The 19,169-nt window shown below is 70.5% G+C and carries 11 protein-coding genes; 8 read left to right on the top strand and 3 right to left on the bottom strand.

The features are described from left to right. Positions 1-20: 20 nt before the first annotated feature. From ACODT0_RS17390 to ACODT0_RS17370, 5 genes are all read left to right on the top strand, one after another. On the top strand, positions 21-926 hold the full coding sequence (locus ACODT0_RS17390) for a LysR family transcriptional regulator (RefSeq protein WP_489041816.1): 906 nt from the start codon (positions 21-23) through the stop codon (positions 924-926). A gap of 155 nt (positions 927-1,081) precedes the next feature. Beyond that, entirely contained in the window at positions 1,082-3,544 is a 2,463-nt protein-coding gene (locus ACODT0_RS17385) for a type VI secretion system Vgr family protein (protein WP_489041815.1), read from the top strand. A gap of 5 nt (positions 3,545-3,549) precedes the next feature. Further along, positions 3,550-4,560 carry a DUF4123 domain-containing protein gene (locus ACODT0_RS17380; protein ID WP_489041814.1) on the top strand — a complete coding sequence of 337 codons (1,011 nt, stop codon included), beginning with the start codon at positions 3,550-3,552 and terminating at the stop codon, positions 4,558-4,560. Positions 4,561-4,582: 22 nt separating this feature from the next. Then, the gene (locus ACODT0_RS17375; protein WP_489041813.1) at positions 4,583-7,543 is read left to right on the top strand and encodes a metallophosphoesterase; all 2,961 of its coding nucleotides are present in this window, start codon (positions 4,583-4,585) and stop codon (positions 7,541-7,543) included. A gap of 82 nt (positions 7,544-7,625) precedes the next feature. Continuing rightward, on the top strand, positions 7,626-8,777 hold the full coding sequence (locus tag ACODT0_RS17370; protein WP_489041812.1) for a hypothetical protein: 1,152 nt from the start codon (positions 7,626-7,628) through the stop codon (positions 8,775-8,777). Between the two features lie 14 nt (positions 8,778-8,791). Here the strand turns inward: ACODT0_RS17370 and ACODT0_RS17365 are convergent, their stop codons facing one another. Continuing rightward, positions 8,792-10,342, bottom strand: a complete 1,551-nt coding sequence (locus tag ACODT0_RS17365) for an MFS transporter (RefSeq protein ID WP_489041811.1) — start codon at positions 10,340-10,342, stop codon at positions 8,792-8,794. Positions 10,343-10,498: 156 nt separating this feature from the next. Between ACODT0_RS17365 and ACODT0_RS17360 the strand changes: the two genes are divergently transcribed. Then, complete coding sequence (locus tag ACODT0_RS17360) at positions 10,499-11,404, top strand: LysR family transcriptional regulator (RefSeq protein ID WP_489041809.1); 906 nt, start codon at positions 10,499-10,501, stop codon at positions 11,402-11,404. A 1-nt stretch (position 11,405) separates the two neighbouring features. On the opposite strand, the gene ACODT0_RS17355 is transcribed toward ACODT0_RS17360, so the two are convergent. Further along, positions 11,406-12,878, bottom strand: coding sequence for an AAA family ATPase (locus ACODT0_RS17355; protein WP_489041808.1), 1,473 nt, complete (start codon positions 12,876-12,878; stop codon positions 11,406-11,408). Between the two features lie 113 nt (positions 12,879-12,991). Then, the gene (locus tag ACODT0_RS17350) at positions 12,992-15,508 is read right to left on the bottom strand and encodes an ABC transporter permease (protein WP_489041807.1); all 2,517 of its coding nucleotides are present in this window, start codon (positions 15,506-15,508) and stop codon (positions 12,992-12,994) included. Positions 15,509-15,716: 208 nt separating this feature from the next. On the opposite strand from ACODT0_RS17350, the gene ACODT0_RS17345 reads away from it, so the two are divergent. Both ACODT0_RS17345 and fdnG read left to right on the top strand, forming a co-directional pair. Continuing rightward, on the top strand, positions 15,717-16,007 hold the full coding sequence (locus ACODT0_RS17345; protein WP_082321945.1) for a hypothetical protein: 291 nt from the start codon (positions 15,717-15,719) through the stop codon (positions 16,005-16,007). A gap of 82 nt (positions 16,008-16,089) precedes the next feature. Further along, positions 16,090-19,167, top strand: coding sequence for a formate dehydrogenase-N subunit alpha (fdnG, locus tag ACODT0_RS17340; protein ID WP_489041806.1), 3,078 nt, complete (start codon positions 16,090-16,092; stop codon positions 19,165-19,167). Positions 19,168-19,169: the final 2 nt, after the last annotated feature.

Raw genomic sequence — 19,169 nt, 5'->3', positions numbered from 1 at the left:
AATAGACCGACGGCATCGCCATGGACCGCTTCCAGGAAATGCAGGCCTTCGTGCGCATCGCCGAGCGCCGGAGCTTCACCCAGGCCTCGGAAGACCTCCAGATTCCGCGCGCCACCGTCACCAACCTGATCAAGCGCGTCGAGCAGCGCATCGGCACCCGGCTGCTCGAGCGCACCACGCGCACCGTGCGGCTCACGCAGGATGGCGAGGCCTACTACCGCCGCTGCGTGCGCCTGCTGGCCGACATGGAAGAGGCAGAGGGGCTGTTCCGCGACACGGCGCCCAAGGGGCTGCTGCGCGTCAACCTGCAGGGCACGCTGGCGCGGCATTTCGTGGTGCCGGCGCTGCCGGACTTCCTGGCGCGCCATCCCGAGCTGACGCTGCACATCGGCGAGGACGACCGCCTCATCGACCTGGTGCGCGAGGGCGTCGACTGCGTGCTGCGCGCCGGTACGCTGCAGGACTCCTCGATGGTCGGGCGCCGCATCGCGCTGCTGCCGCAGGTCACGGTGGCGAGCCCCGCTTACCTGGCGCGGCATGGCGAACCGGCCGATCCCGCGGCGCTGGCCGCGCCCGGCTCGACGCACCGCGCGGTCGACTACCTCTCGAGCGCCACCGGCAAGCCGGTGCCGCTCGAATTCACCGTCGACGGCCGCGTGAGCACGCTGCAGCTGCCGGCCACCGTGTCGGTCACCGGCACCGACCTCTACACCGGTTCGGCCGTCGCGGGCCTGGGGCTGGTGCAGGTGCCGCGCTACCGCGTGGCCGCGGAGCTGGCCGACGGGCGGCTCCAGGTGGTGCTCGACGGCTTCGCGCCGCCGCCGATGCCGGTGTCGGTGCTCTATTCGCAGCACCGGCAGCTGTCGGCGCGCGTGCGCGTGTTCACGCAATGGCTGCGCGAGGTGTTCGAAGCCGCCGAACTGTGATCGGCATGTGAAGCGCGCGTGCGCGCCCCTTCGACTTTTGCACGCTCGGCACGGATTTGTGGCGCGCCACCGCGCGGGTTGACCGTTGTTTGCAGACCCGGCGCCGCGTGCCCCGCACACTGGCCCGACCGCTTCGCTCACCCAGGAAGTCGTCGATGCCACCACGCACCCTGCGGGTCCGTTCGCCCGCGATCCCTCTCGTTTCCGGTCGCCCCGCGCTGGAGCCCGTGCGCCTCGCGGGGCAGGAAGGCATCAACGGCCTGTTCGACTACGAGCTGCTGCTCGAGGCACCCGACGCGGCGGACCTCGAACTCGATGCCTTCATCGGCCGCGAACTCCATTGCGAGATCGCGCTCGACGACGGCCAGGGCGGCATCCGCGAGATCAACGCGCTGATCGCCGAGGCCGCCTGCCTGGGCGAATCGCAACGCCACGCGCGCTACCGGCTCGTGCTGCGCCCCTGGCTGCACCTCGCCACGCTGCGCAGCGACTGCCGCATCTTCCAGGACCTCGACGTGGTGCGGATCCTCGACCTGCTGCTCGAGCCCTATGGCTTTCCGATCGAGAAGCGCCTGTCGCAGCGCTATCCGGTGCGCGACTACCAGACCCAGTTCAACGAGAGCGACTTCGCATTCTTCAGCCGCCTGTGCCAGGAGTGGGGCATCAACTACCACTTCGCGCATGAGCGCGGCGCGCACCGGCTGGTGCTGTGCGACCACATGGGCGACCACGCGCGCTTCGCGAGCCCGGCCTGCGCCGAGGTCGAATACCACGCGCCCGGCTCGAAGCTCGATGCCGAGTACCTGCACAGCTTCGTGCCCGAACATCGCCTGACGAGCGGCCGCTACGCCACCCGCGACCACGACTACCTGCGGCCGCACGCCGACCTCGGCGCCGGCCAGCGCGACCCGCGCCCCACGGGCCAGGCCGACGGCGAGGTCTACCAGTGGCACGACGCCCGCGCCGGCAGCCATGTCGCGCAGCCCGGAGCGGGCGCCGCACCCGGCAACGATCCCTTCGATGAAGGCCGGCTGCTCGCGCGGCTGCGCATGCAGGCGCTGCGCACGCACGGTGCACGCGCGCGGGCCAGTGGCAACCTGCGCGGCATGGTGCCCGGATGCAGCTTCGGCCTGCGCAAGCATCCGCGCGCGGCCGCGAACGTCGAGTACCTGGTGCTCCATGCGCGCTTCCTGCTCGAGGACACGGGCCACGACAGCCAGAGCAACGCAGCGAACCCGCAGCGCTGGCGCGCCGAGGTCGAGCTGGTCGCGCATCCGATGGCCGAAACGCTGCGGCCCGTACCCACGCAGCCCAAGCCGCGCGCCGGCGGTCCGCAGGTGGCCACGGTGGTCGGCCCCGCGGGCGAGAACCTCTGGACCGATGCGCTGGGCCGCATCAAGGTGCAGTTCCCCTGGGACCGGCTCGGCACCCACGACGCCCACGGCAGTTGCTGGCTGCGCGTCTGCTCGCCGTGGGCCGGCAACCAGCTCGGCGCGATCCACGTGCCGCGCATCGGACAGGAGGTGCTCGTCGACTTCATCGGCGACGACCCCGACCTGCCGGTCTGCACCGGGCGCGTTCACAACGCGCTGAACCTGCCGCCCTGGGCCCTGCCCGCGCAGGGCGCGCTGAGCGGCTTGCGCAGCCTCGAGTTGGCACCGCGTGGCGGCAATGCCGCCGCGGGCCGCGGCAACCACCTGCTGATGGACGACAGCGAAGGCGAGATTCAGGCGCAGCTGCGCAGCGACCACTGTCATTCGAGCCTGGGCCTGGGCTTTCTCACGCGCGTGGAAGACAACGCCGGGCGCAAGGAAGCGCGCGGCCAGGGCTTCGAGCTGCGCACCGACGCGCAGGGCGTGTTGCGCGCGCAGGACGGCCTGCTCCTGAGCACCGAGGCGCGGCCCGATGCCGCGAAGCATGCCAAGCACATGGACGAGACGACGCGGCGGCTGGCGCGGGCCGCCGGCCGGGTCGAGGCGCTCGCGCTGGCCGCGCGCCATGCCGGCGCGCAGGACGGCGAGGACGACCAGGCCATCGTCGCGGCCGCGCTGCGGCAGCAGAACGATGCGCTGCGCGGCACGCGCGGCGACTTCCCCGAACTCGACGCGCCGCATCTGGTGCTCGCGAGCCCCGCCGGCATCGCCCTGAGCGCCGACCAGGGGCTGCACGGCCACAGCGGGACGCACATCCAGTTCAGCAGCGGCGGCCATGCCTCGATCGGCACCGGCCGGCGCCTGCTGGCCAGCGTCGCCGAGGGACTGCGTGTCTTCGCCAAGCGGCACGGGATCCGGGCCTTCGCCTCGGAAGGCGAAGTCCGTTTCGAGGCTCAGAGCGATGCCATCGAAACCACCGCATCGAAGGACATCGAGATCGTCAGCACCGAGGACACGGTCTACATCGTCGCCAAGAAGAAGGTCACGCTCGTGGGCGGCGCGAGCTTCAGCGAATGGAGCGAGGGAGGCCTCCGCCATGGCACGCCCGGCAGCTGGATCGAGCATGCGGCCCTGCATGCGACACCGGGGCCGGACACGCGGCCGACCGCCGAGGCCGCGAGCGTCTGCGAGGCCTGCATGGCACGCGCCCGCGCGCAGCGATCCGGCGTGGTGCCGCGCGAATGACGGCCATGGCATCGATCGAGGCGGCGCTGCTGCGGCGGCTGGCGGGCGACCTGCGCCATCTGCTGCACGCGGCGCCCGCGGGCGCCACCGTTCATGCCCTCGTGGAGGCGGCGCTCTGCGTGCCCGAAGGCGCGCTCGCGCGCTGGATCGCGTGCCACGGCCTCGCGGCGCACGCACTGCTCGACGGCACGCCCGAGGCGCGCTTCGCGAACGACGGCCCCTGGCTCGTGGCATTGCCGGCGCGCATGCCCGACATGGCCATCGACGAGCTGGCGCGCATCGCCGCGCTGCCGCAGGCCCTGCTGCTGCTCGGCAGCCCGCTGCCGATGCCGCGGCTCGCCAACCACCTGCGCAGCTGGCTCGATGCCGCCATGGTCGATGCGGAGGGCGGGCGCACCGGTCTGCTGCTGCGCTGTTTCGATGCCTGTACCGGCATGGCGATGGTCGACCTCTGGCCCGCGGCGGAACGCCAGGCCTTCGTGGGTGCCTTCGACGGCTGGTGGGGCTGGAATGCCCGCTTCGGCCTCGAACACCGCGCGGGCGCCGCACGGCCGGTGGCGGCGCCTCGCACCGAGCCGCTGGTGCTGGACGAAGCGCTGCTCGAGCGCATCGACGCCCTCAACCGCGCCGAACGCCTGCTGCACCTGGTGCTCGACGAGGACGTTGCGGCCGGCGAACTCGATGGCGTTCCGTGCTGGCTGCACCGTGCCATCTCCAGGCGGGCGCTGGCGCGTGCGCAAGCGCTGGGCCTCGCGGGCTGGCAGGACGAACGCATCGCGGTGGCGCTGTGCCTGCGCGTACATCCCGCGATCCTCGAGCAGCACTGGATGTGCGCGCTCGCGGCCGGCGCCCGCACGGGGAATGGCGGTCTCCTGCGCGCCGTTGCCGGCATCGCACCCGAGGTCCTCGACGCCGAGCGCCGGCGTCATGCGGCGCGCGTGCTGGAGGACATGGCGCGCGAGATCGCGGGCCGCGCGACCGGCCATGAGCTCACCGCCACCGTCTCGCCCCACTGAGCGCCCACGAAAGAAACCGCCCATGGACATCGCCAGCAGCCTCGCCAACGCCGGCAACGGCCAGCACGACCGCGGCGTCAGTTGCCATCCCTCCGAGGCCACGGCACGGGTCGCTGCCGTCATCCTCTACCCCAGCCTCGGCTGCCCGCTCGTGCTGGCACCGGGCCAGACCCGCGCGCGCCTCGTGATCGGCGTGAACGCCAACGACAGCCGCCGCTTCGCCGTCGACGCCACGACCGGAATCGCGCAGGCCGCGCATCCCTACATCGACCGCCATCTGCGCCTGTGCCCCATCGAGCGCAAGCCGGCCGACACCGACACGACGCAGGGCACGCTGTTCGACGATGGCCGGGCCTACGCGAAGGCACGCGCCGCGCTCACGACGCGCGCCCTCGGCCCCTTTCGCGCGCAGACGATCGTGCATTGCAGCGACGGCACGGCCTTCGGCATCTCGCCCGCGGGCATGCGGCTCTACCGCGAGTTCGAGGGCGGCACGTTCTACGAGATCGAGTTCGACCCGCGCACTGCGCCCTTCACGCGCATCGACGCCTCGGGCTTCCTGAGCTTCGCCTGGATGGTGGCGCTGACGCCGGCCGAGCAGAAGGCCTGGCCCGGCGGCGATGCGCCCTGCGCCGCGCACTACCAGGACCTGCTGGTCCAGCGCTTCCTGCAGGCGCAGCGCGGCACGCGCGGCGGAGCGATCGGCGACCTGCGCGAGTACGACGTCGATGCCATCGGCGCCACGCGCATCGGCGCGCCCGGTGCCGACCGGCCGCGGCTGCAGGCCTGGCACCCCGTGATCCGCGCGAGCACGCCGACGCTGCGGATCGCGCACCTGAGCGACGTGCACGTCAACCTGCGCCAGCAGGCGCTGGCCCGTTCGCGCGCGATCCTGCTCGAGGGCGCGGAAGGCGCCGGCCCGCTCGCCGAACCCTTCGCCGCGCGCACCCTGTGCAATGCCTTCCTGCACCTGCGCGGCCTGTTCGAGGCCGTCGCCCCGAGCCGCGAGCCCGACAGCGCCCTGCTGCTGACCGGCGACCTGATCGACTTCAACCGCAACATCGATCCCGCGCGCGCCGGCGCCACGCTGGGCGAGCAATGGCGCGCCTTCAACATCCTCGGCAACGCGCACGACGCCGATCTCTACGCGCGCTGGCAGGACGACATGCAGGTCTACAGCCTCGTGCGGCATGCCTATGCGCGGCTCAGGCTGCCGGTGTTCATGACCACCGGCAACCACGAGGCCTACGAGATGCCCTACGGCATCAGCCCGCGCGTGGGCGGCTGGGGCATGGCGCTCGGCGCGATGGAGAACGCCGGCCGGCATGCCGGCCCGTCGGTCGTGGAGCGCACCGATCCGGCCCTCGCGCGGCACCGCGGCCGGCTCGAGGAGGCCAGCCGCTTCTCGCCGACCCGCGCCAACGAAGGCATCGCGGCCGACCACAACCTCACGATCTACGAAGCCGCGCTCGCCTATGGCCCGACCTACGGCCAGACCTACACCTCGCTCAACTACGACGCCGCCAACTTCGATCTCTTCGGCGCGCTGTTCAATCCGCTCGGCGACTTCGTCGTCGGGTTCGGTGGCCCGCAGGGCGCGCGAACGGCCGGCCAGCTGCTCGTGGGGCTGGCCTGGGGCGAGCACGAGAACTTCCAGAACCTCGCGGGCGGCACCGGCAGCGTGGGCGTGGACCGCCAGGGCGCCATGATCCTGCCGCGCGCCGCGAGCAGCTTCAGTCCCGGCCAGCAGGCGCTGCTGCGGCATGCGCAGCAGCTCAAGGCCGCGAGCGGCGCATCGCTGCTCGTGGCGAGCCACTTCACCATCTTCAGCTACGACCAGGGCGTGCCCTTCTCGGCCGCCGATGCCGGCTTCACGCCGGCCGACACGCCCGATGGCCAGCTCCACAGCCCGGGCGGCCTCACCGCCTTCAACATGGGCACCTGCGAGCGCAGGCTGCGCTGGTACTTCGACCACCTGGTCCTCGGCGAAGGTCCGCGGGTCGACTGGCACTTCAGCGGCCACAGCCACCGCGCCGGGCTCTACCAGGCCGCGCGCAGCGCGCGCTCCAGGGGACGTGTCGAGGTCACGAGCGCCCGGGACCCGGGCCTCGATGGACCGCAGACGGGCGATGGCCGCGCCACGCGCTTCGTCGTGTCGAGCTGCGGCGGGCCCATCGGCTATCAGAACCTCGACGGCGAACTCGCGGGCTGGACCTTGCGCCCGCCCGCGGGCAGCGTGCTCGACCCGGTAAGCCATCGGCTCTCGCAGGTGCGAAGCGCGACGGGGACGGGGCGGCCTCGGCTGGCGGTGGCGCTGGACTATCTGCACCTCATGCATCCGAAGGATCCACCGCTGCGGTTCGTCTGGGCGCAGCGCACGGGGCTGCTGACATCGCGGCGGTCGCCGGAGGTCGAAGTGGTCTTGAGCGAGCGGATGGCGGTGCTGGATTGCGTCGCGGGGGTCAGGGTGTGGGTGTGCGAGATGGTTCAGGCCCGATACAGCAGTTCGCCAAGACCACGCCCCGTCTGGCATCGGCTGGCTCCATCGCTTCGGACGGAAGGCACAGGGATGCACCTCCACTTCTCCGAAACCGACATGCTGTTGCTGGATCGCGCGATGGCTCCGATCAAGCGCCCCGTCCCGCCACCTGGGCCATCGACGCCTGCCAGCAAGAGCACCGACAGGCGCATCACGCATCGTGTGCCGCAGGCGTTCCTCGCGATCGAGCTCCAGAAACCCCGTATCGGGAAGCACATGCCCGATTGGGCTGCCGACATGAATGTCGAAGACACGTGGCTGTTTCCGATGGACATCGGCACGGCGCTTCTAGGCGCCTCCATGGTCGATTTCATGCACCGCCGCTACGGAGAGCACGGCGAGATTCCGGACTGGAACTGGCTTCACTTTGCCTGGGGTCAGTCGCCAGCGCCATCGGGCAATCTCTACCCGGATCCCCGAAAAGTCATCCGGATGCAGCGTTAGTCCCATGCAACGTCGCCAGCTGTTCCGATCGCTAGCAGGTCTATCGATCTCCACCTCCACCGCACTCCTGATGGGTTGTCGCATGAGCACGAAGAAAGAGATCAAGAATTTCGGGAAGTCATTCCAGTATCTGCAGGACGACGCCCTGCGTCTGCGCGAAACCGGCAATGCCACGCTCGCGGTCAGCAACGCGTCCTTCCACGACTCGGAGTTCCATGGCCAGACCTGGCGCCGTCTGCAGTTCATCGACTGCGACTTCGATGGTGGCTATCGGATACGGCTCGAAGCCATGGAGAACGTCGAGTTCCGCAATTGCCATTTCTCCGGCGTCATCGAATTCGGCGTCATGACGAACGTGAGGTTCCACAACTGCCGCTCGAGCGGCAACTCGAACTGGGGAGGCCAGGCGGGCAGCACGAACGTGGTCTTCGAGAAATGCCGCTTCGTCGGGTCGAGCAGCGACAGGAATCGCCAAGGCGCGATCGGAACCTACGGAGAGGCGAGCTTCCTGAACTGCGTCGTCAAGTGGTTCGACATCAGCGCCGACGCAAAACTGGTCGCGAGGAATTGCGACTTCGACGATGTTTCCTACCACCCGGAAGGCGCCCACGTCCTCATCGAGAACTGCAGACTGCGGAACACGTTCAACATGGTGCCCGCGACTCTCGAATCCTTCACCATCCGGGACACGGTGCTCGACGATCTCGACTTCAATGGCGCCGCATTGCGCGGCGATCTCCTGATCGAACGCGTGCGTGGCGGCTCCTTGAGCGGATGGATCGACGGCGGTTCGAGCATCACCGTGAGGGACAGCCAGTTCAGTGCGTCCGGACAGTCGCACTTCGGCTTCGGGCTCGGCTCTGCCGACACGGCGCACGCGCTGATCGACAACGTCAGGATCCAGGGAGGCAGCAAGGCGGCAGGCCTCGTTTTCGGCACGGTCGGCTCCAAGGCCGAAGGCATCGCCCCCAAGGTCAACCAGACCTTCACCCTCCGCAACAGCCACATCGACCACCTCGACGCCACCTACCTGCGCAGCGCCCATGTGCGCTTCGAAGGCAACGAGTTCGGCCGCCTCGAGCTGCAGCACAGCCGCATCGGCACGCTGGAGCTGCTCGGCAACACCATCGTGCGCACGGTCGACCTCACGAACGTGGAAGCCGACGACGCCAAGGTGCAACCGCTGGGCGCCGGCCAGGCCCGGCTCGAGGGCTCGAACATCCGGCTCGACTGACGCGCGGGCGCCCCTCAGGACGCCGGACAGTTCAGCGCCGCCTCGGCGCCCTGGGCCTGTTCCTCGCCGCGCAGGAACGCGAACACCACCACCGACGTCAGCACCGTCACGGCCGCGAGCCCCAGCAGCAGCGCGGCGAAGGCGTCGCCATACACCTGCAGCACGGCGGCGCGGTCCAGGCCCGGCAGCAGCGTGAGCGGCTGCCGCAGGCCGCCGGTCGTGACCTGCTGCGCGGCCTGCGACGCGGCCGCTGCACCCGGCACGCCCGGCAGATGCGCCAGCCGCGCCCCCACCAGCGCCGTCAGCGCCGCCCCCACCAGCGCGAGCGCGATGCCCTCGCCCGCCACGCGCACGGTGTTGAAGATGCCCGAGGCCATGCCCGCGCGCTCGCGCGGCACGACGCCGACCGCGAGCCCGTCCATCAGGCCCCAGGGCAGGCCGATGCCGCCGCCGATCAGCAGCAGGGGCAGCAGCAGTTCGCGCGGTGCCGCGCCCGGTGCACAGCGGCCGAGCGCATAGAGGCCCACGGCGCAGACCAGCAGGCCCACGGCCGAGATGGCGCCGGCCGGGAAGCGGTGCGCGAGCCACGCGGCCAGGGTCGGCACGACGAGGATCGGCCCCGACAGCGCGAGCATCAGCCGGCCGGTCTCGGCCACGTCGCGCCCCTCGAGGCCGACGAAGCGGATCGGCAGCAGCACCAGCAGCACGACGAAGGCGTAGGCCGGCGCGCTCGCGAGCAGCTGCACGCCGACGAAGCGCGGATAGCGGAACAGCGTCAGGTCGAGCATCGGATGCGCGACGCGGCGCTCGATCGCGACGAAGACGACACCCAGCAGCACGGCGCCGGCCAGCGCGCCCATCACCCAGGGGCTGCCCCAGCCGCTGTCGGGCGCCTGCAGCACGCCCAGGGTCAGCAGGCTCAGCGCGCCCGTGAAGCTCAGGGTGCCGGGCACGTCGAGGCCCACGGCCTGCGGGTTGCGCGACTCGCGCATGCACGCCGCGGCGATCGCCAGCGCCGCGAGGCTCACGAGCGCGGGGCTCCACATCACGGCCTGCCAGCCGAAGCGCTCGCCGAGCCAGCCCGCGAGCAGCGCGCCCGAGGCGAGGCCGGCGCCGAACGAGGTGCCGATCAGGCTGAAGGCGCGCGTGCGCGCCGCACCGTCGAAGACCTGCGCCAGCGCGGCGGTGCCGGCGGCGAAGGCCGCGGCCGCACCGAGCCCCTGCGCGGCGCGCGCGAGGTCGAACCACACGATGCCCGGCGCGCACACCGCGAACAGGCTGCCCAGCAGGATCAGCAGCAGCCCGAGCACGAACACGCGCTTGCGCCCGCAGGCATCGGCCAACGCGCCGGCCGCCATCAGCGTGCCGCCGAAGCTCAGCATGAAGGCATTGGTGACCCAGTTGAGCTGAACCGGGCTGCCGCCCAGCGCGGCATGGATGGCGGGCAGCGCGACGGCCGGGCCGGTGAAGCTCAGCGGCATGCCGATCGCGGCCAGGCAGACGGCGGCGAGCAGCCAGTACGGGCGTGGCGCCGGGGAAGACGAAGACGGAAAAGAAGAAGACATGGACACCCTTCACGCAAGACCGAAGACAGGGCCGCGCGGCGCCGGCCCTGAAGCCCGGCCGACGCCCTCATCGGCGTGAAGAGAAGATAAAAATGATTGAATGCAAAGAGAATGGAGGCACAATTCCACTCACTCCCAACCTGAGGTTGCCAATCGATGGACAGTTTCAGCGGCCTCGAATCCTTCGTGCGGGCGGCCGACCTGCTGAGCTTCGCCAAGGCGGGGCGGCTGCTCGGCATCTCCGCCTCGGCGGTCGGCAAGAACGTGGCGCGGCTCGAGCAGCAGCTGGGCCTGCGGCTGTTCAACCGCACCACGCGCCAGGTGCGGCTCACGCAGGAAGGCGCGATGTTCCACGAGCGCTGCCGCCGCATCCTCGACGAGCTCGACGATGCGCGCGCGATGATGCAGGACGCCGTGGCCCAGCCGCGCGGCCGGCTGCGCGTGAGCCTGCCGACCATCGGCTACCGCTTCCTGCTGCCGATGCTGCCGGACTTCCAGGCCCGCTATCCGCAGATCGAGCTCGACCTCGACTTCAACGACCGGCTGGTCGACGTGATCGCCGAGGGCGTGGACGTGGCGATCCGCAGCGGCGAGCTGGTCGATTCGCGGCTGGTGGCGCGCGGGCTCGGGCCGTTCCGCTTCCTGCTGGTGGCCGCGCCGGCCTACCTCGCGCGCCATGGCGTGCCGCAGCAGCCGGCCGACCTCGCCGGCCATGCCTGCCTGCGCTACAAGTTCGTCACCGGCACGCGCATCGAGGACTGGACCCTGCCGGGCCTGCCCGAGCGGCTGCCCTGCACGATGCTGTGCAACAACATGGAGGCCATGCTCGGCGCCGCCATCGCCGGGCTCGGCATCGCCTTCATGCCCGACTTCCTCGCGCGCGATGCGCTGGCGCGCGGCGAGCTGCAGCGCGTGCTCGTGCCCCACGTCACGCACCGCGGCCAGTTCTCGGCGCTATGGCCGTCGAGCCGGCAGCTGTCGCCGAAGGTGCGGGCCTTCGTGGACTTCGCGGTCGAGCGGATGTTTCCGCCGCCGACCGACGAAGGCGACAGGCGCGACTGACTCAGGCGGCCACGGCGGCCACTGCCGCTTCGGCCACTGCGGCCGGTTCGGCTGACGCAGCCGACGGCTCCTGCGCCAGGTCGAACAGCGCGCCGATCCGCGCGTTGCCGCCGATCGCCGCCAGCTCGCGGCTGCTCAGCGTGGTGCCCGCGCCGCCCTCGAGCTGCGCGATCCGCACCGAGGCCTTGTCGCCGGCCGGCACCATGAAGGGCGAGTGCGTGGTGTAGACGATCTGCTGCGCGAAGTCCTGCTCGAAGTGCGCGAGCAGGTCGGCCTGCGAGCGCGGATGCAGGTGCAGGCCGGGCTCGTCGAGCAGCAGCACGATGCCGCCATCACCCTGCTCGCCGGCCTCGCCGCGCAAGCCCGCGAAGAAGGCCACGTGGAACGCGAAGAACCACTGGAAGCCACGGCTGCGCTCGTCGAGACCGACCTCGACCTCGTAGGCGCCGCCCGGGTCGGACACCAGCGTGTCGAACTCCTCGCCGTCGAGGTTGAAGCGCACCTTGAGCGGCCGGTCCTTCCACAGCCGGCGGATCTCGGCGGTCATCGCCGCGCCCGCGCGGTTCACGAGCTGGTTGCGCGTGGCCTGGTCGCCGCGTTCGTGCAGCGCATGCAGCTCGCGCGGGTCGAGGCCGGCGGCGCGGCACAGGGTGCCGAAGCTGCGCTGCGCGCTCGAGAGGTGGTCGCGCGCCTCGCTCGAGAGGTAGTCGGCGATGTTCTGGCGGCCCTGCAGCGCGGGGTACTCGTCGACGAACACGAAGCGCGGCAGCCGCGCGAGGATCCAGTCCTTGGCGCGCGCGAGCGCGGGCCCGTCGCTGACGATCGACAGCGACAGCTCCTCGAGCTCGGTCACCATCTGCGCGGGCTTGTCGGCCAGCTCGGCACCGGCCGCGGCCAATGCCTGGCGCAGCGCGGCCAGGGCGAGCTGCGCGCCCTCGGACCACTTGAGCAGGTCGGGGTTGAGGATCATCGCGCCATCGAAGGCATCGGCCGCCTGCTCGAGCGGCGCGCGCAGTTCGTCGGCCAGCTTCTCGGCCGCGGCCTTCACGGCCGGCACGATCTTGCGGATCTTGCCCTTGGCATCGCCGACATCGATCGACAGGTCGCCCAGGCCCTCGAGGCCGGCCCAGCGCGCCGGGCCATAGCCGCGGCCCGCGGTCACGTGGCTCACACCGGACGCGCGCGGCAGCAGGCGCACCAGCTCGGCCTGCTCCTGCGGCTCGAGGCGCCAGCGCGTGTGGACCACGGGCGTGTCGGCCGTGCATTCGCTCAGGCGGCGATGGCGCGGAAAGTTCTTGATCGGGCTCAGCGCGCTCACCGGCCCCTCGGCCGGGTTCAGGCTGTGCAGCGCGCGCAGCAGGTTGGATTTGCCGGTGTCGTTGCGGCCGAGGATCGTGGTGATCCGGGAGAGTTCGATGGGACCGCTGTCGTTGATCGAGCGAAAGTGGGTGATCTGGAAGGACGCCAGGCGCATGCGGGAAAGTCGATTCACAAAAAAGCAGGGCCGGGGAATGTAGTGCACTCCCGGCCCCTTTCCGATCGGCGCGCGAAAAAAATCGGCGCGCGATGCCTTGCTTGCGGCTCAGCTCATTCCGCCGCGCGCCGCAGCGTGTCGACCACGGGCCGGCGCAGCACCTCGCGCAGCCCCCACCAGCCCGCGCCCAGCGCGAGCACGGCCCCGGCGAGCGCGCCGGCCACCGGCACGATCGGCGAGGCGGTCCAGGTGAACTCGAACACGAAGCGCGCCAGGCCCCAGCCGATCACCGAGGCCACGATGCTCGCGAGGAAGCCCGCGAGCAAGCCCACGCCCGCGAGCTCGGCGCGCTGCACCTGGCGCAGCAGGCTGGCGCGCGCGCCCACCGCGCGCATCACGGCGAATTCGCGCGCGCGCTCCTCGCGCGTGGCGGTGACGGCCGCGAACAACACCACCAACCCGGCCGCGAGCGTGAAGCCGAACAGGAATTCGACCGCGCGGATCACCTGGTCGAGCACCGTCTGCACCTGGTTGATGGTGGCGCTCATGTCGACGTTGGTCACGTTCGGGAAGGCGCGCACCAGCGCGTTGTCGAAGCCCCGGGTCTCGGGTGCGCGGAAGGCGCCCATGTAGGTGGTGGGCACGTCGGCCAGCGTGGGCACCGTGTACATCACGAAGAAGTTGGCGTGCAGCGAGCCCCAGTCGACCTTGCGCAGCGAGGTGATGCGCGCGTCGTTCTGCATGCCGCCGATGTCGAAGCGCAGGCTGTCGCCGAGCTTCAGGCCCAGGGTCTCGGCCAGGCCCTCCTCCACGCTCACCTCGCCCTGCGCGCCGGGCGTCCAGCGGCCGGCCACGATGCTGTTGTGCGCGGGCGCCTCGGCGCTGTTGCTGAGGTTGAACTCGCGGTCCACCAGCCGCTTGGCGCGGTCCTCGGTGTAGTCGTCGGGCGTCACGGGCTTGTCGTTGATCGCAATCAGGCGGCCGCGGATCATCGGGTACCAGTCGAACTTGTCGACGCCGCCGCCGCGCAGCGCCTTCTGGAAGGCCTCGCTCTGGTCGGGCATCACGTTGATGACGAAGCGGTTGGGCGCATCGGGCGGCGTGGCCTTGCGCCAGCTCGCCACCAGGTCGGTGCGCAGCAGCACCAGCAGCACCAGCGCCAGCAGACCGACCGCGAGCGCGCTGACCTGCACCACCGCATAGGCCGGCCGCGCCGAGATCTGGCGCGTGGCCAGCACCAGCCAGCGCGGCGCCGTGGTCTCGTTGACGCTGCGCCGCAGCAGCTTGACCGCGAGCCAGCTCAAGAGCGCGAACACCGCCACCGCGCCCGCGAAGCCGCCGACCGCGATCAGGCCCAGCTTGATGTCGCTGCTGGCCGCCATCAGCAGCGCCGCGAAGCCCGCCACGCCGATGCCCAGCACCGCCAGCGAAGCCGGCTTGAGCCCGCCCACGTCGCGCCGGATCACGCGCAGCGGCGGCACGCGCGCGAGCTGCAGCACCGGCGGCAGCCCGAAGGCGAACAGCAGCGTGAGACCCATGCCCAGGCCGAAGGCCGCGGGCCACAGCGTGGCCGAGGGCAGCGCGGTCTCGACCAGGCCCGCCAGCAGCAGCACGAACACGTAGTGCACGCCGAAGCCGATCGCCACGCCGAGCGCGCTGGCCACCAGCCCGACCACCGCGAACTCGAAGGCATAGGCCCAGGCGATGGTGCGCTGGCTCTGGCCCAGCACGCGCAGCATCGCGCAGTCGTCGAGGTGGTTGGCCGCGAAGCCGCGCGCGGCCAGCGCCACCGCCACCGCCGACAGCAGCGCCGCCAGCAGCGCCACCAGGCTCAGGAATTTCTCGGCGCGGTCCAGCGTCTGGCGCATCTCGGGCCGGCCGCTCTCGAAGGAGTCGAGCCGCACGCCGCGCAGCTCGCCTTTCTTGATCTGCGCCTCGGACCAGTCGACGAAGCGCTTCACCGCCGCATCGGGCCCCGCCACCGCGAGCCGGTAGCCCACGCGGCTGGCCGGCTGCACGAGGCCGGTGCGCGGCACGTCGGCCTGGTTGAGCATCACGCGCGGCGAGAAGCTCATGAAGCCCGCGCCGCGATCGGGCTCGAGCGTGATGACGCGGCCCACGCGCAGGCCGGTGTCGCCCAAGAGCAGCGTGTCGCCGACCTTGAGCGCGAGCGAGTCCAGCAGCGAGGCATCGACCCAGACCTCGCCCGGCGCCGGCACGTCGCGCGTGACCGCGCCCGGCGCGCCGAGAGCGGTGGCGGTCTGCACATTGCCGCGCAGCGGATAGCCCTCGGCCACCGCCTTCAGCGCCACCAGCTTGCTCGCGCCGCCCTGCGCGTCGTCGGCCCGCGCCATGGTCGGAAATCCGTAGGTGCCCGCGGACTGCAGCCCCAGCGAGCGCGCCTGCGCCACGAAAGCCTCGGGCGTCGGGTTGTCGCTGACGATCACCGCGTCGCCGCCCAGCAGCTGGCGCGCATCGCGCTTCAGGCCGCCCTGCAACCGGTCGGCGAAGAAGCCGACGGCAGTGAGCGCGGCCACGGCCAGCAGCACGGCGACGATCAACAGGCGCAGCTCGCCGGCGCGCAGGTCGCGCCAGAGCGTGCGCCAACCCAGGCGGAGGGAGGCGTTCATGGCCGCGACGATAGCCGAGCGACCCGGCGGGCCGCGCATCCGAGGGTTATTGCGGCCCTCTCCTACCCGCCGCGGCCTTGATCGCGGACAGTTGCTGAAGCATGATGCAACAAACATCCAGCCTCCACGGACCGGCAATGGCGCCAGGTCCGGGCCGGCCGGAACAAGAAGAATCCATCGCCGGACCCCCTTTCCCCAAGGAGTCTCGATGACACGATGTCAGCGTCTGCCCACTCTCGCCCTGTGCCTCGCGCTCGGCGTTCTGCTGGCCGCCTGCGATCCCAAGCCGAGCGCGAGTGCCGCCTCCGGCGGCGCCGGCTCCGGTGCCAGTCCCACGGGCGTCACGCCTGCCGCGTCGGGCGATGCGGTCGATGCCTCCTCCGCCCACAAGGGCCCGTCCGAAGGCGGCGCGGCCATCGGCGGCATGAGCGGCCAGGGTGGCGGCTCGTCCGGGGGTGCCCCGCCCCCGACGGGCGGCGACGGCGCCGCGCCCAAATAAGAAGTTCCATTCCGTTCCCAGCCCCACAGAAGAAGACCACGATGAAACGACAACCCACTTCAGCGCCGCCGGAGGTTCCGTCATGGACATGAACCGCCGGCAATTCTTCCGCGTGAGCAGCGCGGGGCTGGTCGGCTCCAGCATCGCGGCGCTCGGCTTCTCGCCGACCGCCGCGCTGGCCGAGGCCCGCAACTTCAAGCTCGCGCGCACCACCGAGACGCGCAACACCTGCCCCTACTGCTCGGTGGGCTGCGGGCTCATCATGTACAGCCTGGGCGACAAGGCGAAGAACGTGGTGTCCGACATCCTCCACATCGAGGGCGATGCCGACCACCCCGTGAATCGCGGCACGCTGTGCCCCAAGGGCGCGGGCCTGCTCGACTTCGTGCACAGCCCGATGCGCCTGAAGTACCCCGAGGTGCGCGAGCCCGGCGGCACCGAGTGGAAGCGCATCGGCTGGGGCGAGGCGCTGGACCGCATCGCGAAGCTGCTCAAGGCCGACCGCGACGCCAACTTCCAGACCACCAACGCCGACGGCAAGACCGTCAACCGATGGACCAGCTCCGGCATGCTCTGTGCCTCGGCCTCGTCCAACGAAACCGGCTACATCACGCACAAGGCATTCCGCTCGACCGGAATGCTGGTGTTCGACAACCAGGCACGCGTCTGACACGGACCGACGGTGGCCAGTCTGGCCCCGACGTTCGGCAGAGGCGCGATGACCAACCATTGGCAGGACATCCAGAACGCGGACGTCGTGCTGATCATGGGCGGCAATGCCGCGGAGGCGCATCCGTGCGGCTTCAAGTGGGTCATCGAAGCCAAGAAACAGAACAAGGCCCGCCTGGTGGTGGTCGACCCGCGCTTCACGCGCTCGGCCGCGATGGCCGACTACTACGCGCCGGTGCGCGCGGGGTCCGACATCGCCTTCCTCGCCGGGGTCATCAACTACCTGCTGAGCAACGACAAGATCCAGACCGAGTACGTCCGCAACTACACCAACGCGCCCTTTATCGTCGGCCCCGACTACAAGTTCGAGGACGGCCTGTTCAGCGGCTACAACGCCGAGAAGCGCAACTACGACCCGAAGTCGTGGGGCTATGCGCTCGACGAGGCCGGCATGGCCAAGGTCGACATGAGCATGCAGGACCCGAACTGCGTGCTGCAGGTGATGAAGCGGCATTACTCGCGCTACACGCCCGAGCTGGTGAGCCGCATCACGGGCACGCCGCAGGACAAGTTCCTCAAGGTCTGCGAGTACATCGCGAGCACCAGCGTGCCCACGCGCACCATGACCATCATGTACGCGCTGGGCTGGACGCAGCACAGCCAGGGCTCGCAGATGATCCGCACCGGCGCCATCGTGCAGCTGCTGCTGGGCAACATCGGCGTGCCGGGCGGCGGCATGAACGCGCTGCGCGGCCACAGCAACATCCAGGGCCTGACCGACCTGGGGCTGCTGTCGAACTCGCTGCCGGGCTACATGTCGCTCGCGCGTGACAGCGAGCAGAACCTGCCCGACTACTACAAGACCCGCGCGCTCAAGGCACTGCGGCCCAACCAGATGAGCTTCTGGCAGAACTACCCCAAGTTCTTCGTCAGCATGCAGAAATCGTGGTGGGGCGACGCGGCCACGGCCGACAACGAGTGGGCCTTCCACTACCTGCCGAAGATCGACAAGCTCTACGACGTGCTGCAGGCCTTCGAGCTCATGAACCAGGGCAAGCTCAACGGCTACATCTGCCAGGGCTTCAACCCGGTGGGCTCGTTCCCCGACAAGAAGAAGATCGTCGACGGGCTCTCGAAGCTCAAGTTCCTGGTCACCATCGATCCGCTGCAGACCGAGACCAGCGAATTCTGGCGCAACTTCGGCGAGTTCAACGACGTCAAGACCGCCGACATCCAGACCACGGTGTTCCGCCTGCCTTCCACCTGCTTCGCGGAGGAGGACGGCTCGCTCACCAACTCCAGCCGCTGGCTGCAGTGGCACTGGAAGGGCGCGGAGCCGCCGGGCGAGGCCAAGGGCGACATCGAGATCGTGGCGGGCATCTTCAACCGCATGCGCCAGGCCTACATCAAGGACGGCGGCGCCTTCCCCGATCCGATCATCAAGCTGACCTGGCCCTACAAGATTCCGCACTCGCCGTCCGCGCAGGAACTGGCGATGGAATACAACGGCCGCGCGCTGACCGACCTGCTCGATCCGAAGGACCCGACCAAGCCGCCGACGGCCAAGGCCGGCGAGCAGCTCGCGGGCTTCGGCCTGCTGCGCGACGACGGCAGCACCGCCAGCGGCTGCTGGATCTACGCGGGCGCCTGGACCCAGGCCGGCAACCAGATGGCGCGGCGCGACAACGCCGATCCCTTCGGCATCGGCATGGTGCAGAACTGGGCCTGGGCCTGGCCCGCGAACCGGCGCATCCTCTACAACGGTGCCTCCACCGACCCGGCCACCGGCAAGCCCTGGATCGCCAAGCGGCCGCTGGTCGCCTGGAACGGCAAGCAGTGGACCGGCGCCGACGTGCCCGACATCCGCCCCGACGCCAACCCGATGGAGGCCGACGCGGTGCGGCCCTTCATCATGACGGCCGAGGGCGTGGCACGGCTGTTCGCGCCCACCGGCATGGCCGAGGGCCCGCTGCCCGAGCACTACGAGCCCTTCGAGTCGCCGCTGGTCAACAACCTGCTGCACCCGAACAACGAGAAGGCGCGCGCCAACCCGGCCGCGCGCATCTTCAAGGGCGACCTCGAGCGACTCGGCGTGCCGAAGGACTTCCCGTACGTGGCCACCAGCTACCGGCTCACCGAGCACTTCCACTACTGGACCAAGAACGTGCGCACCTCGGCCATCATCCAGCCGCAGCAGTTCGTCGAGATCGGCGAGGAGCTCGCGAAGGAGAAGGGCATCGGCCATGGCGACATGGTCAAGGTGTCGAGCAAGCGCGGCTTCATCAAGGCCGTGGCCGTCGTCACCAAGCGCATCGTCGGGCTGCAGGTCGACGGCCGCACGGTCCATACCGTGGGGCTGCCGAACCACTGGGGCTTCGTCGGCATCGCGAAGCCCGGGTATCTGGTGAACACGCTGACCCCGTTCGTGGGCGATGCGAACACGCAGACGCCCGAGTACAAGTCCTTCACAGTGAACATCGAGAAGGCCTGACC

This window comes from Variovorax sp. FG153, assembly GCF_057809595.1.
This window is presented reverse-complemented; position numbering and strand designations above follow the sequence as displayed.

Bases quoted from the DNA above. Each gene is read 5' to 3' on its own strand.
- ACODT0_RS17360 (WP_489041809.1), top strand. From the start codon at position 10,499: ATGGACAGTTTCAGCGGCCTCGAATCCTTCGTGCGGGCGGCCGACCTG.
- ACODT0_RS17370 (WP_489041812.1), top strand. From the start codon at position 7,626: ATGAGCACGAAGAAAGAGATCAAGAATTTCGGGAAGTCATTCCAGTAT.
- ACODT0_RS17350 (WP_489041807.1), bottom strand. From the start codon at position 15,508: ATGAACGCCTCCCTCCGCCTGGGTTGGCGCACGCTCTGGCGCGACCTG.
- ACODT0_RS17380 (WP_489041814.1), top strand. From the start codon at position 3,550: ATGGCATCGATCGAGGCGGCGCTGCTGCGGCGGCTGGCGGGCGACCTG.
- ACODT0_RS17345 (WP_082321945.1), top strand. From the start codon at position 15,717: ATGACACGATGTCAGCGTCTGCCCACTCTCGCCCTGTGCCTCGCGCTC.
- ACODT0_RS17375 (WP_489041813.1), top strand. From the start codon at position 4,583: ATGGACATCGCCAGCAGCCTCGCCAACGCCGGCAACGGCCAGCACGAC.
- ACODT0_RS17385 (WP_489041815.1), top strand. From the start codon at position 1,082: ATGCCACCACGCACCCTGCGGGTCCGTTCGCCCGCGATCCCTCTCGTT.
- ACODT0_RS17390 (WP_489041816.1), top strand. From the start codon at position 21: ATGGACCGCTTCCAGGAAATGCAGGCCTTCGTGCGCATCGCCGAGCGC.
- ACODT0_RS17365 (WP_489041811.1), bottom strand. From the start codon at position 10,342: ATGTCTTCTTCTTTTCCGTCTTCGTCTTCCCCGGCGCCACGCCCGTAC.
- ACODT0_RS17355 (WP_489041808.1), bottom strand. From the start codon at position 12,878: ATGCGCCTGGCGTCCTTCCAGATCACCCACTTTCGCTCGATCAACGAC.